Raw genomic sequence first — 18,063 nt, 5'->3', positions numbered from 1 at the left:
TAGTAACTACTTTAGTAGTCACTAATAATGTATCAAACTATTTTACCACCGTCAACTTTTATTGGAAAATATAATTTTTTTAATTTATGGCCATTGCGATCAAGGTAAGAAAGTTCTAAATCATTGTCTCCATCAGGATCTAATGGCATATACCTAAATGTTACGCGTCCCTCATAAACATTATGCTTATCAAAATAAGATCGATCCGGCATTAGCCTTTTGCCATTTTTCAATTTAAATTCATCGGATTGTTGCAATATTTCATTATTAACACGTAAAAATAAGTTTGCATCAATATTATTATAATATTGATCTGGATAGTCTTTCTTTTTAACTATTTTGATATCTGCACTTACCAATATTTCTTTTTCTTTAATCTTATAACTTAAATTACTAAATTGCATCGTTCCGACAGATATATCATGCGATTGATTGAGTTTAATTTTCACTTCCTTAAGTTCATAATCTTGAAATTCTGCGTTTACTTTATGATACTGGATGCATCCTAGTATAACGAGAACTACAAATACGATAATAACAGATAATAGGATTACTTTATTCTTCATTCTAATGCACCTGCTTCTATATGGACCACCTCATCAACAACTCTTTCTATATCTTCAAATTGATGTGAAGCTATCAATATTGTACATCCTTGCTGTTTTAATATTTCAAGGATTTCAACAAGTTTCTCAATACTCTTTTTATCCAAAGCATTGGTAGGTTCATCTAATACAATTAACTCTGGGTCTCCCATTAACGTTTGAGCGATACCCACTTTCTGTTTCATACCTAATGAATATTTCCTTACTTTCCTTTTATCTTTATAATCAAGTCCAAGTTCTACTAAATATTTAGTCATTACATTGATATCTGTTATGCCTTTTAATGCAGCTACTAATTTAAGATTTTTTAAAGCTGTAAATTCAGGTATGATGCTAGGTTTCTCAATAAACACGCCAACTTCAAGTGGATATTTTCCTCCAAATTTAAGCGGTTCATTATTAATAATGACTTGCCCATCAACTTTAATTAATCCTAAAATTGCTCTTAAAAGCATCGTCTTTCCAGACCCATTACGCCCTTTAAATCCATAGACTTTTCCACATTCAATTTCTAAATTTATATTATTCAACAATTGATTGCCTTGGTGTTCTTTTGAAACATTTACTAATTTAATCATTCTTCATCATCACCTCTTTGAAATTTCATGTGATGATCACGTCCTAATTCAATAAACAACAACATATTCACCACAACAATAGATAGTGCACAATAGAATAAATTCGTGTAAGATATACCCTGTATTCTTGAAAGCAAAGATTCATTTAATATATTAATATCCAAATCAAACCTTGTTGTAGCAATTACCCACAATAACGATATCATAAAGCTTATATAAAATTTATAAGCTATGTAAGTCCAAATAAATACAATCATTAAGAAATAAATACTCACTATTAAATACGATAAATGTATAGCGTTAATCCTAAATTCGCAATCAATAAGAGAAATGATCAACCATATACTTGTAATATAAATTACACTTAAAATAAACGGTATTATTAGAAGAATCATCCATTTTCCAGTAACATTTATTAGCATTTGCCACTCTACAATGTAATATTGATAAATAACATGTATAAATCGATAAATGAAAATCATGCCAAGTAACATAATCAATATATATAAACCAGGTATTCTATATAAATGCATACTCAATTCATTGTCATTATTACCTTGAAAGATAAACTCCCATAAACTAACTCTTATATATGGTCTAAATAACATTAATACCAAAAGAAAAATTCCATTTATAATTATGAATATTTTCCATAAACTTTGAATGATGCCACCTGTAAATTTTAAAATATTCATGTCCTTATTTCCTTTTTATTAATAATCCACTCTACAACTAAATATAGAAATATTATGAGGAGCAATTGGTACATAGTCCATGACCAAGAAAGTGAAAATAACCTCTTTGAATCAATAATCAAATAGTTCCACTTTCCACCTTGCATTAATACAAAATCTATAAATACCATTAAATTTACAAACACTAATGAAATAGCACGATTCAAAAAACTTATATACAGAGTAAGAGCTATTAATGATATCGTAAAATTACCTGCTATCAACATACAAGCTGTTACAAGAAATATCATATTGAATCGAACTTGAAAATTCAGCGCTATCATACTAGCAATCAACATTTCAATACTAACAAGTAATGAGATGACAACTGCATATAATAGGACCTCTATCTTTAAACACTTTCTAAATTCAATAAATACTTTATGAACAAACTCATCACGATAAAATACAATCGTCATAGTTGTTAAAATAGGTAATACAACATAAGTAAGCGTAAATTTGCTTAATAATAAATTTGTGAATTGAAAGTCATCAGAAGAAAAGTAACCAACACTTCCCTTCTGATATAAAATCATTAAAACAAAGAACACAATATTCCACAGTAGAAATTTTGTATTTATTAAGGAAATTAATCTGTATTTAATTAAGTTCATTTTTGTACATACCTCTTACATAGAAATATATTGAAAGGCCGATGAATAGTCCCAAAGTTAATAGAATCGGCAAAACTTCAAAATACATAAATTCTGTTCTTCCCATTAAGAAATATATTGGTGGTACGATAAAAGGTTCATAAGTCAAATTTGATAATATAATTAATAAAATTTGAAAGATAAATGGACCAATCATAGCTAAAATTCTTTTATTCGTATATAGAGAAAGTGTTATCGCAAACACATTCATAATAGCACCCCAAATACCCGTCAATGAAATATACAACAATATATATAGTAACGGCATTGTATAATATAAATGAACACTTAAAGTGTTCCAGCTAAATATACCAATTGGGTTAATAGTCATTCTTTCTGGCAAAATATCAGGTAGTATTAAAAATTCACCAACAAAATTTATTAATAGTGGAATTATTACTAGTAGTAAAGCAACAATACTTGAGTATAAAATCACTTGAATGTCTACGGACTTATTCTCATGAGACATATAGGCATGATGTAATAAATGTTGTTTACGATCTTGTATAAAAATATCACTCACACCAATAGATACAGCTAGAGGCATCATTAATAGAAATACGGTTTGAAAGCCACTATACCCATCAAATAATAAAGATTGAGTATATGGTGTATTTTCTAACAACTTATTAATACCATAAGTTTGATAAGCGTCAAATAAATGTAATACTGCAATAATTATTAAAATGCTAAAAACTATATATAATTGAAACCTCATTATACGTAGTTTCATATAATTTAAAATTGTTACCACCTACTTTTAAAGCTATATTATGGAGCAAATTGTTAACTATCAGGACTCCATACACCGTCTAGAAAACCGTTTGAATATGATTTAGCGTCAATTCTAACAGCAACACCTGGTCCATATCTCTCAACTGCTAGATTATATAGTTTTGTTATTTGACCTCGAGTAACCCAATATCTATGACCATTTGATACATCACGACCATCATATAAAGACGCCCAAATATACATTCCAGTTACTCTTCTAGAACGCTCTGTGACTCTGCCATAATTTCTATTATAGTATGCAGACTTGTTCAATTTTTTCCTAGCTGGCGTATGATCATATGGACTCCACATTCTAAACTCGTTATGCCAATATGTGTCTCCAGTATTTCCAGCTCCATCTGCAAATTTTTGACTCGATAATAAAAGCAAACATACTACTATAAAAATCCCCCGTTTCAACTCCACCACTTCCTGTTCCATTATTTTACATTTCTAAATGTTAGATATATTTTATATTAATGTAAACGCTTTTACAATGACGTTTAAATATATTTATTTTAAATTTTCACAACTTATTCAAGACATAAAAAAAGACTTTTGCTATTTAGCAAAAGTCTTTATAAATTACTATTTACTTGTTTGTTTATCTAACAAGGCATTGCTTTTAATACTGCTTTTGGATCTGTAATTGTACCGATCATACCTGACTTTAAGTTAATACCTAAAGCAATATTTTCTTGTTTTAAGTCTTCTAACCATTCTTCAAAGACACCTGTTTCTACTTCTATAACATCGTATTCTTCAAAATCATCACGACGTACTTTTTCAGCAAGTTTACGTGTGCTCCAAACTGTCATCATATTTGGTAAACTAGCGTCTTCTTCTTCTGAAACGATGATAAATTGTTTTTGTCCTTTAACTGTTAACCCGTATACATAAGTCTCATTACAAATATCTTCTGCAAATTCTTCAATTCGGATATCATCTAGTTCACTCATAATTTCTTCAATAAATGATATTGCTTCTAATTCTATTCCCTTGTTATTTTCGTACTTATCTATGATGAACTTGTCCCCTTCATCAAGAATGTCATCCATTTCATATGTTACAAATCTATCTAAATCTAAGTCCATTATTTTATCATATAGAGTAATATTATTCTCTTCTAAATATGATTCAGCAAATTCTTTTTTTGACCAGATTAAACGAATATCTGATGCTTCATCTCTTAGAATTTTGCGATCAATTAAAACAACGTAAAATTTTTCCTTAGCTAATATTTGTTTGAACATAGACATATCCTGGATAGCCATTGTCATACCACCCTTTTCATTATATTTAATCCCAATAAAATATAGTATAGTTAAAAGGTATAAGTCAATAAAAATTACATTAAATGAAGAAAATTTTTTATTTGTTGGTGCTACTCAATTCTTCAAGAAATGATTGTTCTTGTTCTAAAGCTTTAGATTCAGTTTCTGCATGCCATATTCCTGCAAATCTCGATTTCACTGCATCTTTACCAAAATAGTCTCCATCATAGTAAGAAAGTGGATATAAGTATCCAGCTACAATGTATTTTTTGATAGTTTGTATGAAATGCGTGTTATCGCCTTTTGAGTGATAACTCAAAAACTTTTGATAAGCGTCATTCATTCGGTCTTTAAGTAATAGCATACTTGTCGATCCATTTTGTCTAAAGTTTAAATCAATCGCAAATACTTGCCCATCTTTATCGATTAATAAATCAAAACCTGATACACCTTTATACCCATATTCTACACCTTTTTTCATTATTTCATACCCTGCATCAATTACCTTTTGAGGTACTTCTGTAGAATTAGTATTACCATTGTAAAATCCATATTCATCTGTAAGTTGTTTCACAGCGCCAATATATTGTATACCCGTTTTCTCACTATATACATATTGCACACAATAATTATCAACTTCTTCAATAAATTGCTCAATGATAATGCTTTTCGTATCACTAGCTTCTTTAATACGTGCTATTGCCTTATTTAAATCATCTTCATTGTAACATATCATCACACCGTATCCACCAGCAGTAGGCAACTCATCTCCTGGCTTAATCACAAGTGGCAGTTTCCAATGTTTTATTTTTTCGTCAAATTCATTACGCTTTACTATTTCACGCTTTGGTAAATATTTTCCACTTGTCCATTGCGCTATTTTAGCTTTGTTATTTAAATCGATAAATCTTGGTTTATACACTGCATAATCTTCATCTTTACATAACTGTTCACCATGTATGTATTGGAAGAAGATTTTCTTATTATCATGAGTTATTTGGTTAATTAAATGTTCGTAACTTTCTCTATCATTGAATGTATATAAATTTTCTGGAATTTCAACATTAACTAATTTTAGCAAATCTTGAACATTGTTGGTTAAACAAGCTTCATGTACAATCATAGGCATCTTACTAATAATCATTTCTCTTGCTGTTAAAAAATTAGATTGATCTTCTTCAGCTTTTAACCAAGGATTATCCTCATATGATGGTCTTGAATTGTATACTATATAGTCTTCATATAAATCTTGAAGTGTTAATGTTAGTGGTTTCCTGTACTCATTTTTCATAATAAGTTCTCCCTTAATGTTTGATGATGCTCGATAATTTCATTTCTAAGGGACACGTTCTCTATAAGTTCTAAACCCATTGAGGCTAATATTTTCGCACCACTTATCAATGCTTTATCACCTTTAGTACTTGCAGCTGCTTGGCAAAATTCTTTTGTATGACCGACTAAATTAGATGGTCCAATCTTTATATGTGGATGTATAGTCGGTACGATATGACTTACATTCCCCGTATCTGTAGAACCAAAACCAAAATCGTCATCAATAACTTCTTCACCAATTTCTTCGGCATGTCTTCTAAACAATTCATCTAGTGGATTGTTTATAACAAATTCATTCACACCATTTTGTATTGGTCGTAGCTCGTATGTTCCACCTGTTTGTATAGCTGCACCTTCAGCTATTTTACGCACTTTATCTGTAAGTTCATCTAAATGTTTACGAGATGTTGCGCGTGTATAGAAACGTGCATGTGTAAAGTCTGGAATAATATTCGCTGCTTCTCCACCATTTAAAATCACACCATGCACTTTGTCAGTTTTCTTAATTTGCTGTCTTAACATACTTACTCCATTAAAAAATGACAGCATAGCATCAAGCGCATTTACAGCTTCATAAGCATTTTCTGATGCGTGCGCGCTTTTACCGTAGAACTTAACATCAAATACATCAACAGCTAAAGAAGGAACCGTCACGTAAGTTTCATGTCCTGGATGTACCATTAAAGCAACATCTATATTATCTATAATTCCCGCTTTTACATAACTTGCCTTAGCACTTCCATTAATGCCACCTTCTTCTGCAGGACAACCTAATACTACGACTTTTCCGCCAACTTGATCTACCACTTTTGACAAGCTGATACCTGCTAACACACTAGAAGTCCCAATAATATTATGTCCACATGCATGACCAAGTCCAGGTAATGCGTCATACTCAGCTAAATAAGCAATCGTCGGTCCTTCCTTTTTAGAATCATATGTAGCAATGAAACCAGTTGGATGATTCGCAATATTCTTCTCTATTGTAAAGTGATGACTTTTCAATTGATCACTTAATAATCTAGACGCAAATATTTCTTCATTTCCTAATTCAGGACGCTCATGAATTTGATGACTCATTGATAAATATAAGTGCTTATTCTGTTCTATATAGTTTATAATATTTTGTGATAAATTACTCATTAACCATTCACCTTTCCAATATAAAGGCGCACTTCTTTATAAGGAGTGCGCCAATCGATCATTTATCTTCCAGTAAAAACTGTAGGAATTGGCACCTTTCCATAATGGGAGGTTGCTGGACTTCATCGGGCCCATCCCTCAGTCACTCTTGATAATTCGTATGAAATTTGACTTTAATTCTAACTTTATCACTCGGATATGTCAATGATTTGTAGCAATATCATTTGCTTTTACATACCACTTCTCCGCTTTTTTCTCGAACTCTTTAATCATACTATCTTTACCTTTATAGTATTGTTCACTATCTGCAGGATAATCGACGACTAAATCATGTTTTAAACGGCTATATCTTTCTCTTTCTCCATTAAAAGTTCTTAAGTAATCTCTGAAGGATAATAGTCTTAAAATATGCGGACTTCCTTCATCATATATATGTAAATGGTGCGAAACTGCTCCAAAATCATCATATTTTTTAAAGTATCTATTGCCTATGACTCCACGTTCACCTTTAGACTCATATCCTAAAGCTGATAATTCATGTGTAAAAGAATCGATTGTGTTGCTATCTTTCACTACGATTAATATATCTATAATCGGCTTTGCAGATAATCCAGGAATAGCAGTTGATCCAATATGTTCTATGCTTATACTATGTTCTTTCAATAACGACTGTAAGTACTTTTTCTCTTCAAGAAAAAGATGTTGCCATATACTGTCGTAAGGGACTACTTCTAACCTCTTCATTTCATCACCTAATTTCAGAATAATTTATTATATTATCTTATAAAGTAACATATAAAGAAAGTAAAAGAAATCTGAATTGATTGTTTTTTCAAAATTTACTTGATATAATTATGCCGAAATCAAAGGAGGAATCTTCATGACAAAAATGAATGTCGAAAGTTTTAATTTAGATCATACAAAAGTAGATGCACCTTTTGTTAGACTTGCTGGAATTAAAGAAGGACAAAAAGGTGACGTTATTCATAAATATGATATTCGTTTCAAACAACCAAACAAAGAACATATGGAAATGCCTGCATTGCACTCATTAGAACATTTAATGGCTGAAAATATTAGAAACCATACTGATAAAGTGGTTGATGTAAGTCCAATGGGTTGCCAAACAGGTTTTTATGCTTCATTTATTAACCATGATGATTATGATGATGTATTATCTATCCTAGAAGCGACTTTAAAAGATGTTGAAAAAGCAACAGAAGTACCAGCATGTAATGAAGTACAATGTGGTTGGGCAGCAAGCCATTCATTAGAAGGCGCTCAACAATTAGCAACTGAATTTTTAGCTGAAAGAGAAAGCTGGAAAAATATCTTTAAAGAAGATTAATATATAAATTATAGAGGCTGAGACAAATTAATTGTCTCAGCCTCTATTTTGTAATCAAGTCTAGTTTTACTGTACTTTATATCAGCAATTTTGCTTAGAAGTGCTTTTAACACACGTCTTATCAGCAATTTTGCATGGAACTGCTTTTAACGTACCTCTTATCAGCAATTTTGCTTAGAATTGCTTTTAACGCACCTCTTATCAGCAATTTTGCATGGAATTGCTTTTAACGTACCTCTTATCAGCAATTTTGCATGGAACTGCTTTTACTGTTCCTCTTATTAGTATAATCTCAGTAAGAATGTGTATAAAAATGAAAATTACAACGATTTTGTAAGTGCGAACGCCTGAGGGAATAGTATGTGTGAGAGACTATAGGCTCGAGCCATACCCCTAGGCAAGCATGCACGTACAAAATCGTAAGATTTTATATAAATAGATATTGTTAACGATTTTGTAAAGTGCGGACGCCTGAGGGAATAGTATGCGTGAGAGACTACAGGCTCGAGCCATACCCCTAGGCAAGCATGCACGTACAAAATCGTAAGATTGTATAAATGGCAGACAAGCATGAACTTTACAAAATCGTAAGATAAAAAATAAGCATATCACTGTAAACTTTAAAAAATCAGTTTAGTGATATGCTTATTTATTTCGAGTTAGAATATATGCTCCAAGCTCCATTTTATAATAAAATCTACTTTTAATATTACATTTTTCTTACTAATTTAATTAATACATATTGTAAAGGTAATCTGCCCCACAATGCCCATTTTGGTAATGTCTTACCGTTTAATGGAATATTTTTTTGTGCCATATAAACATTTGCTGGGAATACTGCTACTAAAAACCATTCGATTAGTTTTTTAGTAAGTTCACTTGGCTTTTTCAATATTAATTGTAACCCAAATACTATTTCTATTACGCCTGACACCCAAACAATCAATCTTTTTAATGGCAAGAAATTAGGTACAATTGCTTCAAAACCTTTTGATCTTACAAAGTGCATAACACCAGCAAAAGTAAATACTACCCCAAATAATCGTCTAAACAAGGACATTATTCAATACCCATCTCTTTTAAATAACTTTTGCCAAATTTAGGTAAAGTTACTTTAAAGTTATCAGCAATTGTTGCTCCGATTGAACTGAATGTTGTGTCTCCTGATAATTCACGATAATCGTTTATACTTGGGCTAAACATTAATAATGGAACATATTCACGTGTATGATCTGTACCAGGTGCAGTTGGATCATTACCATGGTCTGCAGTGATGATTACTAAATCATCTTCATTTAATACAGATTGTAATTCTTCAAGTCGGTTATCAAAATCTTTAATTGCTTGAGCATAACCTTCTTTATTTCTTCTATGACCATATAATGCATCAAAATCAACTAAGTTTAAGAAACTGATTCCAGTGAAATCACTTTTAACTACTTCAATTAATTTATCCATGCCATCCATGTTATCTTTTGTTCTAATAGCTTTAGTAACACCTTCACCATCATATATATCATTGATTTTACCAATAGCTATAACATCATAATTAGCATCTTTTAAAGTGTTCATAACTGTTTCTCCGAATGGTTTCAATGCATAGTCATGTCTATTAGATGTTCTTGTGAAATTACCTGGCTCTCCTACATATGGTCGAGCTATAATTCTACCTATTAAATATTTAGGATCTTTTGTTAATTCTCTAACTTTTTCACAAATATCGTATAACTCTTCTAATGGAATAATATCTTCATGAGCTGCAATTTGTAATACTGGGTCTGCTGAAGTATAAACAATTAAGTCTCCTGTTTCCATTTGATGTTTACCATATTCATCAATAATTTCTGTACCTGATGCAGGTTTATTAGCAACAACTTTTCTACCTGTCATTGATTCAATTTCTTTTACTAATTCTTCTGGAAAACCTTCTGGATAAACTTTAAATGGTTTATCGATATTTAGCCCCATGATTTCCCAATGTCCTGTCATTGTGTCTTTACCAACAGAAGCTTCACTTAATTTAGTATAAAAAGCCTCTGGATGATCTACTTTATTAACAACTGGTAATTTAGCGATATTACCTAGTCCTAATTTTTCTAAGTTTGGTAAAGTTTCATTAAAACCTTCTAGTGTATGTTTTAATGTATGTGAACCTTCATCACCAAATGCTTTAGCATCTGGTGCTTCACCTATTCCTACTGAATCCATTACAATTAAATGAATACGTTTAAAACGGTTTGTCATTTGACTCACTCCTAGTCTGTAATCACTTTATGGATTAAAGTTGGTTGAACTTGTTCATCAGAAATTGTGATGTTTTCTAAAATTTTAGACTCTACAGCTTTAACATCTTTATTATTTGCATAAATAGTTACTAATGATTCACCTTTTTCAACTTTATCTCCAACTTTTTTATTTAATACTAAACCGACTGCCAAGTCAATTATATCATCCTTTGTTGCTCTTCCTGCACCTAAAAGCATTGAAGCAACTCCAATTTCATCAGCTACAATATGAGATACATAACCCGCTTCTTTAGCTTCAACTTCAAATTTGTATTGAGCTTGTGGTAATTTAGTTAAGTCATCAACAACTGAACCGTCTCCACCTTGGTTTTCAAGGAATACTTTAAACTTCTCTAAAGCTTTACCATTTTTAATTACTTCTAAAAGCTTTTCTCTCGCTTCTTCTAAAGTTTCTGCTTTATTACCTAATACAACCATTTGTGAACCTAAAGTTAATACAAGTTCAGTTAAGTCTTCTGGACCTTCGCCTTTTAATGTTTCAATTGCTTCTTTCACTTCTAATCCATTACCAATTGCTCTTCCTAACGGTTGACTCATATCTGAAATAATTGCCATTGTATTTCTGCCTACGTTATTTCCGATTTTGACCATTGCATGCGCAAGTAATTCTGAATCTTCAATTGTCTTCATAAAAGCACCAGCACCAGTTTTAACATCTAGTACAATAGCATCTGCTCCTGCAGCAATTTTTTTACTCATTATTGATGAAGCGATTAGTGGAATAGAGTTAACTGTTCCAGTTACGTCTCTTAATCCGTAAAGTTTTTTATCTGCTGGTGTTAAATTACCTGATTGTCCGATAACTGCAACTTTATCTTTATTTACTAAATTGATAAACTCTTGTTCAGTTATTTCTACATGGAAACCTTCAACAGCTTCTAACTTATCGATTGTACCACCAGTGTGTCCTAAACCGCGTCCACTCATTTTAGCTACTGGTACATCAAGTGCTGCTACTAATGGTGCTAACACAAGTGTAGTTGTATCACCTACACCGCCTGTAGAATGCTTATCAACTTTGATACCTTCAATTTCTGATAAATCAATTTGATCGCCTGATTCAACCATTTCCATCGTTAAATTAGCACGTTCATCATCTGTCATATCTTGAAAATAAATTGCCATTGCTAAACTTGATGCTTGATAATCAGGTATTTCTCCCGAAGTATACCCTTTAATAAAAAACTTGATTTCTTCTTTAGATAATTCTTTCCCGTCACGTTTCTTTGCAATTATGTCTACCATTCTCATAGTTATTACCCTCCTGTTTATAAATGAATACGCTTACGTATGTTTCAAAATATAAAAGGTACTATATAGTACCCTTTATATTAATAGTCTGAATCTGATGTTTCACCTTTTAAAATTTTCACACCAGCTGAAGCGCCTATACGTGTTGCACCATTATCAATCATAGTTTTCACATCTTCGTATGAACGGATACCACCTGAAGCTTTAACACCTAAATCTGGACCTACTGTTTCTCTCATCAATTTAATATCTTCTGCAGTTGCACCGCCAGTAGAGAAACCAGTTGATGTTTTTACAAAGTCAGCACCTGCTGCTACTGCTAATTCACAAGCTCTAACTTTTTCTGCGTCTGTTAATAAAGACGTTTCAATAATAACTTTAGTTGTTACACCATTAGCTGCTGAAACTACACTTTCAATATCTTTTTTAACATCTTCATCTCTGCCATCTTTCAATGCACCAATGTTAATAACCATATCTACTTCGTTAGCACCTTTTTTAATTGCATCTTCTGTTTCGAAAGCTTTCACTTCACTAGTAGTAGCACCAAGTGGGAATCCAATTACTGTACAAACGAGTACATCTGAACCTTCTAGTACTTCTTTGGCATGTGCAACATGAGTTGGATTAACACATACTGATTTGAAACCATGTTCCTTTGCTTCTTCTAATAAAGCATCAATTTGTTCCATAGTTGTATCTGGTTTTAAAGCTGTGTGATCGATATATTTAGCTAATGACATATTAAGTCCTCCTAATATTTTTATATTAATTTCATTATAAATGACATGTGAACATTTGTAAAACGATAAGAGAAAATTTGTTCATCAATCTATTAATGCTTGTGCCGTGTATTGATCAGTAATCAAAATATTGCTTAATTGACCTTCAAGTGCACCTCTAATTGATTCTATTTTATGCTCACCTCCAGCAACCAATACAGTATTTTCAATTTCTTTCAATGCATCTAGACCTATACCAATTGTTCTATTGTTAATTGCTTCATCAGCAACTTCACCTGTGTTGTTATAAAACCTTGAGCATATATCTCCTACTGCTGACTTCTTGAGTCTTGTTTTCTCTTCTTCATTTAAAAATCCAAGTTTAAATAATAGGGATGAATCTCTCACAGTTCCAACTGTGAAAATAGCTATATCAACTTGTCTACCTTGTTCTAAAATTGATTTGATGTGTCTATCTTTTTCAACCATATCTTTCACTTCTTTGACATCAAATATTACAGGTAATGGTAAATCTCGTGGAGTCGCATTATAAGCTTGTGCAAATCTTTCAAGTATTTGATGACTTCGCGTATCTACGTGTGAAAAGCTGATTCCCCCTTTCAACTGTATGATGCCTATATCTTTCAAATGACTTTGTTCTAAATATTGAGATACTTGATACATCGTTTTACCCCAACTAATGCCAATTTTATCTCCACTTTTCACAATTTGAGTTAAATATTCTGCAGTTCTTTTACCAATTGCACTTTGTATATTTAAATAATCATTGTATGATGCATGTTGAACGATACAATCCTTTAAATTATATTTTGACTTTATGAGTGAGGCTAAACTTTCAGCATCTTCATATGGGTCATCTATCTTAACCGTTACAAATCCATGATCTTTCGCATGATTTAATAATCTTGATACTGTAGGTCTTGAAATATTCATCTTTTTAGCTATTGCTTCTTGACTCATTCCTTCTTGATAATAGAGCTTTGCAATTTTGATACTATCTTTATTCTTTTGTAAATCCATCCCTATTCACCACTTTCTTTCACTCTTATCGTACAAAAATTCGCAAAAAATTGAAACAAATGTTATCTTTAAAATGAAAAAACTTTTATATTTGAAGGAGAAGATAGTTATGACTCAAGGGACACCACATATTCAACCAAATGGTGCGAAAATTGCAAAAACAGTACTAATGCCAGGGGATCCATTACGTGCTAAATTTATCGCTGAAAATTTCTTAGAAAATGTTGAACAATTTAATGATGTAAGAAACATGTTAGGTTACACAGGAACTTATAAAGGAAAAGAAGTATCTGTAATGGGTTCAGGTATGGGAATTGCTTCAATTGGTATTTATTCATACGAACTATATAATTTCTTTGATGTAGATACAATTATTAGAATAGGTTCATGTGGTGCGATGCAAGAAGATATCAACTTATATGATATTATTATTGCTCAAGGCGCTTCTACTAATTCACACTATGTTGATCAATTCAACATTCCTGGTTATTTCGCTCCAATTGCAGATTTCGGATTAGTTGCAAATGCTAAAAACAAAGCAGACGAAATCGGTGCAACAACTCATGTTGGAAATATTTTATCAAGTGACATATTCTACAATGCTGATACAGAAGTAACGAGCAAATGGTCTAGATTAGGTATCCTAGGTGTAGAAATGGAATCTGCTGGATTATATGTAAACGCAGCAGCAGCAGGTAAAAAAGCTTTAGGTATCTTTACAGTAAGTGATCATTTACTAAGAGACGAAGCTACAACTGCAGAAGAAAGACAAAACTCTTTCACACAAATGATGGAAGTTGCTTTAGAAATAGCTGAATAATAAATAAAAGTGGCTAGACAAATTAATTGTCTCAGCCACTTTTATTTTATGCCGCATGCTTCTGCTACGACTTCTACGATATGTTTTACTTTAATTTTTTCTTCTAATCCTTCATTTTTTACACCTAACAACATTTGTAAGTGACATCCTGGATTAGATGTAATAATTAATTGCGGTTCTACTTCTGTAACATGCGTCATTTTTCTATTTAATATTTCCATTGATGCTTTATAATTTACAATATTATATATACCTGCAGAGCCACAACAAATATCTTTTTCTGGTAAAACTTTATATTCTAGTCCTTTAATTTGCTGAATAATTTTCTCTGGTTCATTAAATACATGTTGAACGTTTTGTAAGTGACATGATGGTTGATAAGTTGCTCTAGTATGGATTGGTACATCTAAATTCAACTCAATATCATCTAAAATGACAGATATATCTCTTACTTTATTAACAAATTCTTCTGCTCTATCTTTCCACTTTTCATCATTTCTCAATAAATGATCATATTCTATTAAGGAAGCCCCACAACCTCCAATAGCATTTACATAATAGTCTACATCATATTTTTCCAGTGCTTCTATATTTAGTTTAGCTAATTTTTTTGATTTTTCCATTTCACCTGCATGATGTTGAAGTGCGCCACAGCATGTTTGCTGTTTAATTTCTACAACTTGAATATCATGTGCTTCTAATATTTTTATGGCTAAATCATTAATATTTGAGAAAAATGCATCCATCATACAACCTCTAAAGAATCCAACTGTCGTTTTCTTAGTTCTAAATGGATTTTGTATATTAGTCTTTTCTTTTTTGACGGGTGGTAATATCGATGCCATTTTCCCTAGTCTTTCAGGCAATACATCCAATGCTTTTGTCTTACTTATAATTGTAGATATTAATGGTGAATGATACAATTTCAAACCTTTATACATGGCGTCTAACATATAATTACGTTCTAAAAATATAGACATTAATTGAGTGTCTAATTTTTTATTTCTGTTTTCTCTTAATACTTCAACCGCAGATTCATAAATATCACCATACTGTACATTAGTTGGACAAACCGTTTCACATTGTCTACATCCTAAACATAAATCTATAGCTTCTTCTAAATCTTTTAACTCTGCTTTTCCTTCTACAGCATACTTAACTAAATTAATTCTGCCGCGTGGCGAATGTTTTTCTTCTTTCATCGTTAAATATGTAGGACAAGATGGTAAACAAAATCCACACTGAACACAATCAAAAGTCGCATCATATTCCAATTTATCAATTAAATTAATCGTCATGGACTAACACAAACCTTTCATTCTCGTCTGGGAATATTTTACCTGGGTTCAAACGATTATTTGGATCTAAAGCTTCTTTTACATCTTTCATAAATTTCATACCCGCTTCATCAAATTCATTGTACATAAACGGTTTTTTAAATAATCCAATGCCATGTTCTCCACTTAATGTGCCACCTAATTTTAATGCAGCTTTAAATATTTCAGCAACTGCTTCTTCAGCACGCTTCATTTCTTCAGGTTTGCGTTTATCAGTAATAATATTTGGGTGTAAGTTACCATCACCGGCATGACCAAATACTACTAAATTCAAATCATAAGTTTGTCTTATTCTTTCTATTTCTTCAAAAAATGCAGGTATTTGGCTAACTGGTACGCTCGTATCTTCGCTAATTTTAGTAGGACCAAATTTTACAATCGCAGGTGATACAAGCTTTCTCACTTCCCATAATTCTGATGCTTGTTTCTCATTTTGCGCAATGAGCACCTTACATCCTGGTAATTCTGCACACGTTTCTTCAATTATTCTCATCTCTGCTTCTAAAGCTAAAGGATGTCCATCCAATTCTACTAATAATACTGATTCAGAATCAGCAGTTACATTCTCAATTGGATGTGTTGATAAAACTGCATCAACACAATATTTGTCCATTATCTCAATTTTAGAAGGTAATATACCAGACCTTAAAATTTTAGAAACAGCTTTTCCAGATGTAATAAAATCATCAAACTGCAACATAGCTGTTTTAGTATCTATCGGTTTAGGAATTAGTTGTAAAGTAGCTTTAGTAATAATACCTAGTGTTCCTTCTGAACCTACAATTAATTTAGTCATATCATAGCCTGTTACATTTTTTACAGTACGACCCCCACAATGAATCACATCTCCATTTGCAGTTACGACTTCTAATCCTACAACATAATCTTTCGTTACACCGTATTTTAAACATCTCGGTCCACCAGCATTTTCAGCTAAATTTCCACCGATTGTAGATACTCTAGAACTTGAAGGATCAGGTGGATACATTAGCCCATACGATTCAGCTACTTTATGAATCTTTTCAGTTATAACACCTGGTGAAACTTCCATCATTAAGTCATTCTCATAAACCGTTATTTCATTGTCCCATCTTGAGAAATCGAGCACAATACCACCATATACAGCAAGCGGACCCCCACTCAAGCTCGTACCACTTCCTCTTGGATAAATTGGGACATCATATCGATTACACAGTTTAACAATATGAACAACTTCCTCCGTAGACATAGGCTGACAAATAATATCAGGCATAAACTCTCCGAAAGAAGCATCAAAACTATAACTTGAAAGATCAGCAACTTTTTTAGAAACACGACCATCATCCATATGTTTCTTTAAAGCTTCATAGAGCTCCTCCATGTTATCCCCCCCTGTGTAATAAGTTATTATTCTATTAATGATATCACTGTTTTTTATAATTTTCATTTCAAGTGAATGCGGTTACAAAATATGTAATGAAAAAGAGTGGACCAAGAATGTCTTATATAAGACATTCACATTTCTTTCGACTTGTGTGAATATGGATAGCCATGCTTACACTTCTTCCGGCTTTTGTGAATATATATGATCTAAAAAAAGCTGAGACAATTAATTTGTCTCAGCTTTTTGAATACACTCTTTAAACTAATATACGATTTTATTTATGATTAACCTAAGAATGATTTTAACATCCAGTTATGTTTTTCAAGACTTGTTACCATAGCTAATAACATATCACCTGTCATGTCATCGTCTAATTTTTCTGCTAATTGGATGCCTTCTTCTAGTTGTGAAATTACGGTTGTAAAGTCTTTAGATAATTGTTCAACCATTTGATTAGCTGTTAAGTTTTTCTCAGCTTCTTCAATTACTGACCATTCTAATGCTTCTTTCAATGTTGCTATTGGGTTACCTTCTATTGCTAATATACGCTCAGCTAAGTCGTCTATATATACACTTGCTTCATTATATAATTCTTCAAATTTTGCATGTAGTGAGAAGAAGTTTGGTCCTTTAACATACCAATGATAATTGTGGAGTTTAGTATATAATACTGTCCACTCTGCTACTTGTTTGTTTAATACTTCGATTACTTCTTTATTGTTTGTCATTAATTTCCACTCCTCTAAAATTAATATCCTTGATTACAATAATTATTATATTAT

20 protein-coding genes and 1 riboswitch are annotated in these 18,063 nt (G+C 31.7%); of the genes, 2 read left to right on the top strand and 18 right to left on the bottom strand.

From position 1 onward, the window contains the following. Positions 1-32: 32 nt before the first annotated feature. From LQ608_RS07505 to LQ608_RS07460, 10 genes are all read right to left on the bottom strand, one after another. Entirely contained in the window at positions 33-566 is a 534-nt protein-coding gene (locus LQ608_RS07505) for a hypothetical protein (protein ID WP_239751045.1), read from the bottom strand. Next, positions 563-1,183, bottom strand: coding sequence for an ATP-binding cassette domain-containing protein (locus tag LQ608_RS07500; RefSeq protein ID WP_239751043.1), 621 nt, complete (start codon positions 1,181-1,183; stop codon positions 563-565). Before LQ608_RS07500 ends, LQ608_RS07505 begins: the two co-directional genes overlap by 4 nt. Then, positions 1,180-1,878, bottom strand: a complete 699-nt coding sequence (locus LQ608_RS07495; protein WP_239751042.1) for a hypothetical protein — start codon at positions 1,876-1,878, stop codon at positions 1,180-1,182. Before LQ608_RS07495 ends, LQ608_RS07500 begins: the two co-directional genes overlap by 4 nt. Continuing rightward, positions 1,875-2,468, bottom strand: coding sequence for a hypothetical protein (locus LQ608_RS07490; RefSeq protein WP_239751040.1), 594 nt, complete (start codon positions 2,466-2,468; stop codon positions 1,875-1,877). Before LQ608_RS07490 ends, LQ608_RS07495 begins: the two co-directional genes overlap by 4 nt. A gap of 49 nt (positions 2,469-2,517) precedes the next feature. Further along, a complete protein-coding gene (locus tag LQ608_RS07485; RefSeq protein ID WP_239751038.1) occupies positions 2,518-3,288 on the bottom strand; it encodes a hypothetical protein in 771 nt (256 codons plus the stop codon). A 68-nt stretch (positions 3,289-3,356) separates the two neighbouring features. Next, positions 3,357-3,764: a hypothetical protein gene (locus tag LQ608_RS07480; RefSeq protein ID WP_239751036.1), complete on the bottom strand. Its 408-nt coding sequence runs from the start codon at positions 3,762-3,764 to the stop codon at positions 3,357-3,359. Positions 3,765-3,952: 188 nt separating this feature from the next. Further along, positions 3,953-4,618: a DUF2750 domain-containing protein gene (locus LQ608_RS07475; RefSeq protein WP_239751035.1), complete on the bottom strand. Its 666-nt coding sequence runs from the start codon at positions 4,616-4,618 to the stop codon at positions 3,953-3,955. A gap of 97 nt (positions 4,619-4,715) precedes the next feature. Continuing rightward, positions 4,716-5,909, bottom strand: a complete 1,194-nt coding sequence (gene ldmS / locus LQ608_RS07470) for an L-aspartate--L-methionine ligase LdmS (RefSeq protein WP_239751033.1) — start codon at positions 5,907-5,909, stop codon at positions 4,716-4,718. After that, on the bottom strand, positions 5,906-7,093 hold the full coding sequence (locus tag LQ608_RS07465; protein ID WP_078358050.1) for a M20 family metallopeptidase: 1,188 nt from the start codon (positions 7,091-7,093) through the stop codon (positions 5,906-5,908). The genes ldmS and LQ608_RS07465 overlap by 4 nt, the downstream gene beginning before the upstream one ends. 59 nt (positions 7,094-7,152) lie before the next feature. After that, a riboswitch (SAM riboswitch) is annotated at positions 7,153-7,251 on the bottom strand. 43 nt (positions 7,252-7,294) lie between these two features. Beyond that, positions 7,295-7,837, bottom strand: coding sequence for a GrpB family protein (locus LQ608_RS07460; RefSeq protein ID WP_239751031.1), 543 nt, complete (start codon positions 7,835-7,837; stop codon positions 7,295-7,297). A gap of 136 nt (positions 7,838-7,973) precedes the next feature. Between LQ608_RS07460 and LQ608_RS07455 the strand changes: the two genes are divergently transcribed. Continuing rightward, on the top strand, positions 7,974-8,441 hold the full coding sequence (locus LQ608_RS07455) for an S-ribosylhomocysteine lyase (protein WP_078358052.1): 468 nt from the start codon (positions 7,974-7,976) through the stop codon (positions 8,439-8,441). Positions 8,442-9,150: 709 nt separating this feature from the next. On the opposite strand, the gene LQ608_RS07450 is transcribed toward LQ608_RS07455, so the two are convergent. The 5 genes from LQ608_RS07450 to LQ608_RS07430 form a co-directional block, all read right to left on the bottom strand. Then, complete coding sequence (locus LQ608_RS07450; protein ID WP_239751029.1) at positions 9,151-9,501, bottom strand: DoxX family protein; 351 nt, start codon at positions 9,499-9,501, stop codon at positions 9,151-9,153. Beyond that, complete coding sequence (gene deoB, locus LQ608_RS07445; protein WP_239751027.1) at positions 9,501-10,685, bottom strand: phosphopentomutase; 1,185 nt, start codon at positions 10,683-10,685, stop codon at positions 9,501-9,503. Before deoB ends, LQ608_RS07450 begins: the two co-directional genes overlap by 1 nt. Before the next feature lie 11 nt (positions 10,686-10,696). After that, entirely contained in the window at positions 10,697-11,998 is a 1,302-nt protein-coding gene (locus tag LQ608_RS07440; RefSeq protein WP_239751026.1) for a pyrimidine-nucleoside phosphorylase, read from the bottom strand. Between the two features lie 80 nt (positions 11,999-12,078). Next, entirely contained in the window at positions 12,079-12,741 is a 663-nt protein-coding gene (deoC, locus tag LQ608_RS07435; protein ID WP_208143634.1) for a deoxyribose-phosphate aldolase, read from the bottom strand. Between the two features lie 84 nt (positions 12,742-12,825). Beyond that, a complete protein-coding gene (locus LQ608_RS07430) occupies positions 12,826-13,761 on the bottom strand; it encodes a sugar-binding transcriptional regulator (protein WP_239751025.1) in 936 nt (311 codons plus the stop codon). 109 nt (positions 13,762-13,870) lie between these two features. Here LQ608_RS07430 and deoD point away from each other — a divergent pair, with 109 nt between their 5' ends. After that, positions 13,871-14,581 (top strand): purine-nucleoside phosphorylase, encoded by a 711-nt coding sequence (gene deoD / locus LQ608_RS07425; protein WP_239751024.1) that lies wholly within the window; start codon positions 13,871-13,873, stop codon positions 14,579-14,581. A gap of 41 nt (positions 14,582-14,622) precedes the next feature. On the opposite strand, the gene LQ608_RS07420 is transcribed toward deoD, so the two are convergent. From LQ608_RS07420 to LQ608_RS07410, 3 genes are all read right to left on the bottom strand, one after another. Then, the gene (locus LQ608_RS07420) at positions 14,623-15,879 is read right to left on the bottom strand and encodes a (Fe-S)-binding protein (RefSeq protein ID WP_239751023.1); all 1,257 of its coding nucleotides are present in this window, start codon (positions 15,877-15,879) and stop codon (positions 14,623-14,625) included. After that, positions 15,869-17,278 carry an FAD-binding oxidoreductase gene (locus LQ608_RS07415; RefSeq protein ID WP_239751022.1) on the bottom strand — a complete coding sequence of 470 codons (1,410 nt, stop codon included), beginning with the start codon at positions 17,276-17,278 and terminating at the stop codon, positions 15,869-15,871. The genes LQ608_RS07420 and LQ608_RS07415 overlap by 11 nt, the downstream gene beginning before the upstream one ends. Before the next feature lie 287 nt (positions 17,279-17,565). Further along, positions 17,566-18,009, bottom strand: coding sequence for a Dps family protein (locus LQ608_RS07410; RefSeq protein ID WP_239751021.1), 444 nt, complete (start codon positions 18,007-18,009; stop codon positions 17,566-17,568). Positions 18,010-18,063: the final 54 nt, after the last annotated feature.

The sequence above is a fragment of the Mammaliicoccus sp. H-M34 genome, from assembly GCF_022386495.1.
Classification (GTDB): Bacteria; Bacillota; Bacilli; order Staphylococcales; family Staphylococcaceae; genus Mammaliicoccus; species Mammaliicoccus fleurettii.
Note: the sequence above shows the minus strand (reverse complement) of the source record. Positions and strands in the feature narration are given on the sequence as shown.

Excerpts from the sequence above, each read along its gene's own strand:
- LQ608_RS07420 (WP_239751023.1), bottom strand. The coding sequence starts at position 15,879 with ATGACGATTAATTTAATTGATAAATTGGAATATGATGCGACTTTTGAT.
- LQ608_RS07415 (WP_239751022.1), bottom strand. The coding sequence starts at position 17,278 with ATGGAGGAGCTCTATGAAGCTTTAAAGAAACATATGGATGATGGTCGT.
- LQ608_RS07465 (WP_078358050.1), bottom strand. The coding sequence starts at position 7,093 with ATGAGTAATTTATCACAAAATATTATAAACTATATAGAACAGAATAAG.
- LQ608_RS07460 (WP_239751031.1), bottom strand. The coding sequence starts at position 7,837 with ATGAAGAGGTTAGAAGTAGTCCCTTACGACAGTATATGGCAACATCTT.
- LQ608_RS07410 (WP_239751021.1), bottom strand. The coding sequence starts at position 18,009 with ATGACAAACAATAAAGAAGTAATCGAAGTATTAAACAAACAAGTAGCA.
- LQ608_RS07475 (WP_239751035.1), bottom strand. The coding sequence starts at position 4,618 with ATGGCTATCCAGGATATGTCTATGTTCAAACAAATATTAGCTAAGGAA.
- LQ608_RS07440 (WP_239751026.1), bottom strand. The coding sequence starts at position 11,998 with ATGAGAATGGTAGACATAATTGCAAAGAAACGTGACGGGAAAGAATTA.
- LQ608_RS07485 (WP_239751038.1), bottom strand. The coding sequence starts at position 3,288 with ATGAGGTTTCAATTATATATAGTTTTTAGCATTTTAATAATTATTGCA.
- LQ608_RS07430 (WP_239751025.1), bottom strand. The coding sequence starts at position 13,761 with ATGGATTTACAAAAGAATAAAGATAGTATCAAAATTGCAAAGCTCTAT.
- LQ608_RS07455 (WP_078358052.1), top strand. The coding sequence starts at position 7,974 with ATGACAAAAATGAATGTCGAAAGTTTTAATTTAGATCATACAAAAGTA.
- deoB (WP_239751027.1), bottom strand. The coding sequence starts at position 10,685 with ATGACAAACCGTTTTAAACGTATTCATTTAATTGTAATGGATTCAGTA.
- LQ608_RS07500 (WP_239751043.1), bottom strand. The coding sequence starts at position 1,183 with ATGATTAAATTAGTAAATGTTTCAAAAGAACACCAAGGCAATCAATTG.
- ldmS (WP_239751033.1), bottom strand. The coding sequence starts at position 5,909 with ATGAAAAATGAGTACAGGAAACCACTAACATTAACACTTCAAGATTTA.
- LQ608_RS07450 (WP_239751029.1), bottom strand. The coding sequence starts at position 9,501 with ATGTCCTTGTTTAGACGATTATTTGGGGTAGTATTTACTTTTGCTGGT.
- deoC (WP_208143634.1), bottom strand. The coding sequence starts at position 12,741 with ATGTCATTAGCTAAATATATCGATCACACAGCTTTAAAACCAGATACA.
- LQ608_RS07495 (WP_239751042.1), bottom strand. The coding sequence starts at position 1,878 with ATGAATATTTTAAAATTTACAGGTGGCATCATTCAAAGTTTATGGAAA.
- deoD (WP_239751024.1), top strand. The coding sequence starts at position 13,871 with ATGACTCAAGGGACACCACATATTCAACCAAATGGTGCGAAAATTGCA.
- LQ608_RS07505 (WP_239751045.1), bottom strand. The coding sequence starts at position 566 with ATGAAGAATAAAGTAATCCTATTATCTGTTATTATCGTATTTGTAGTT.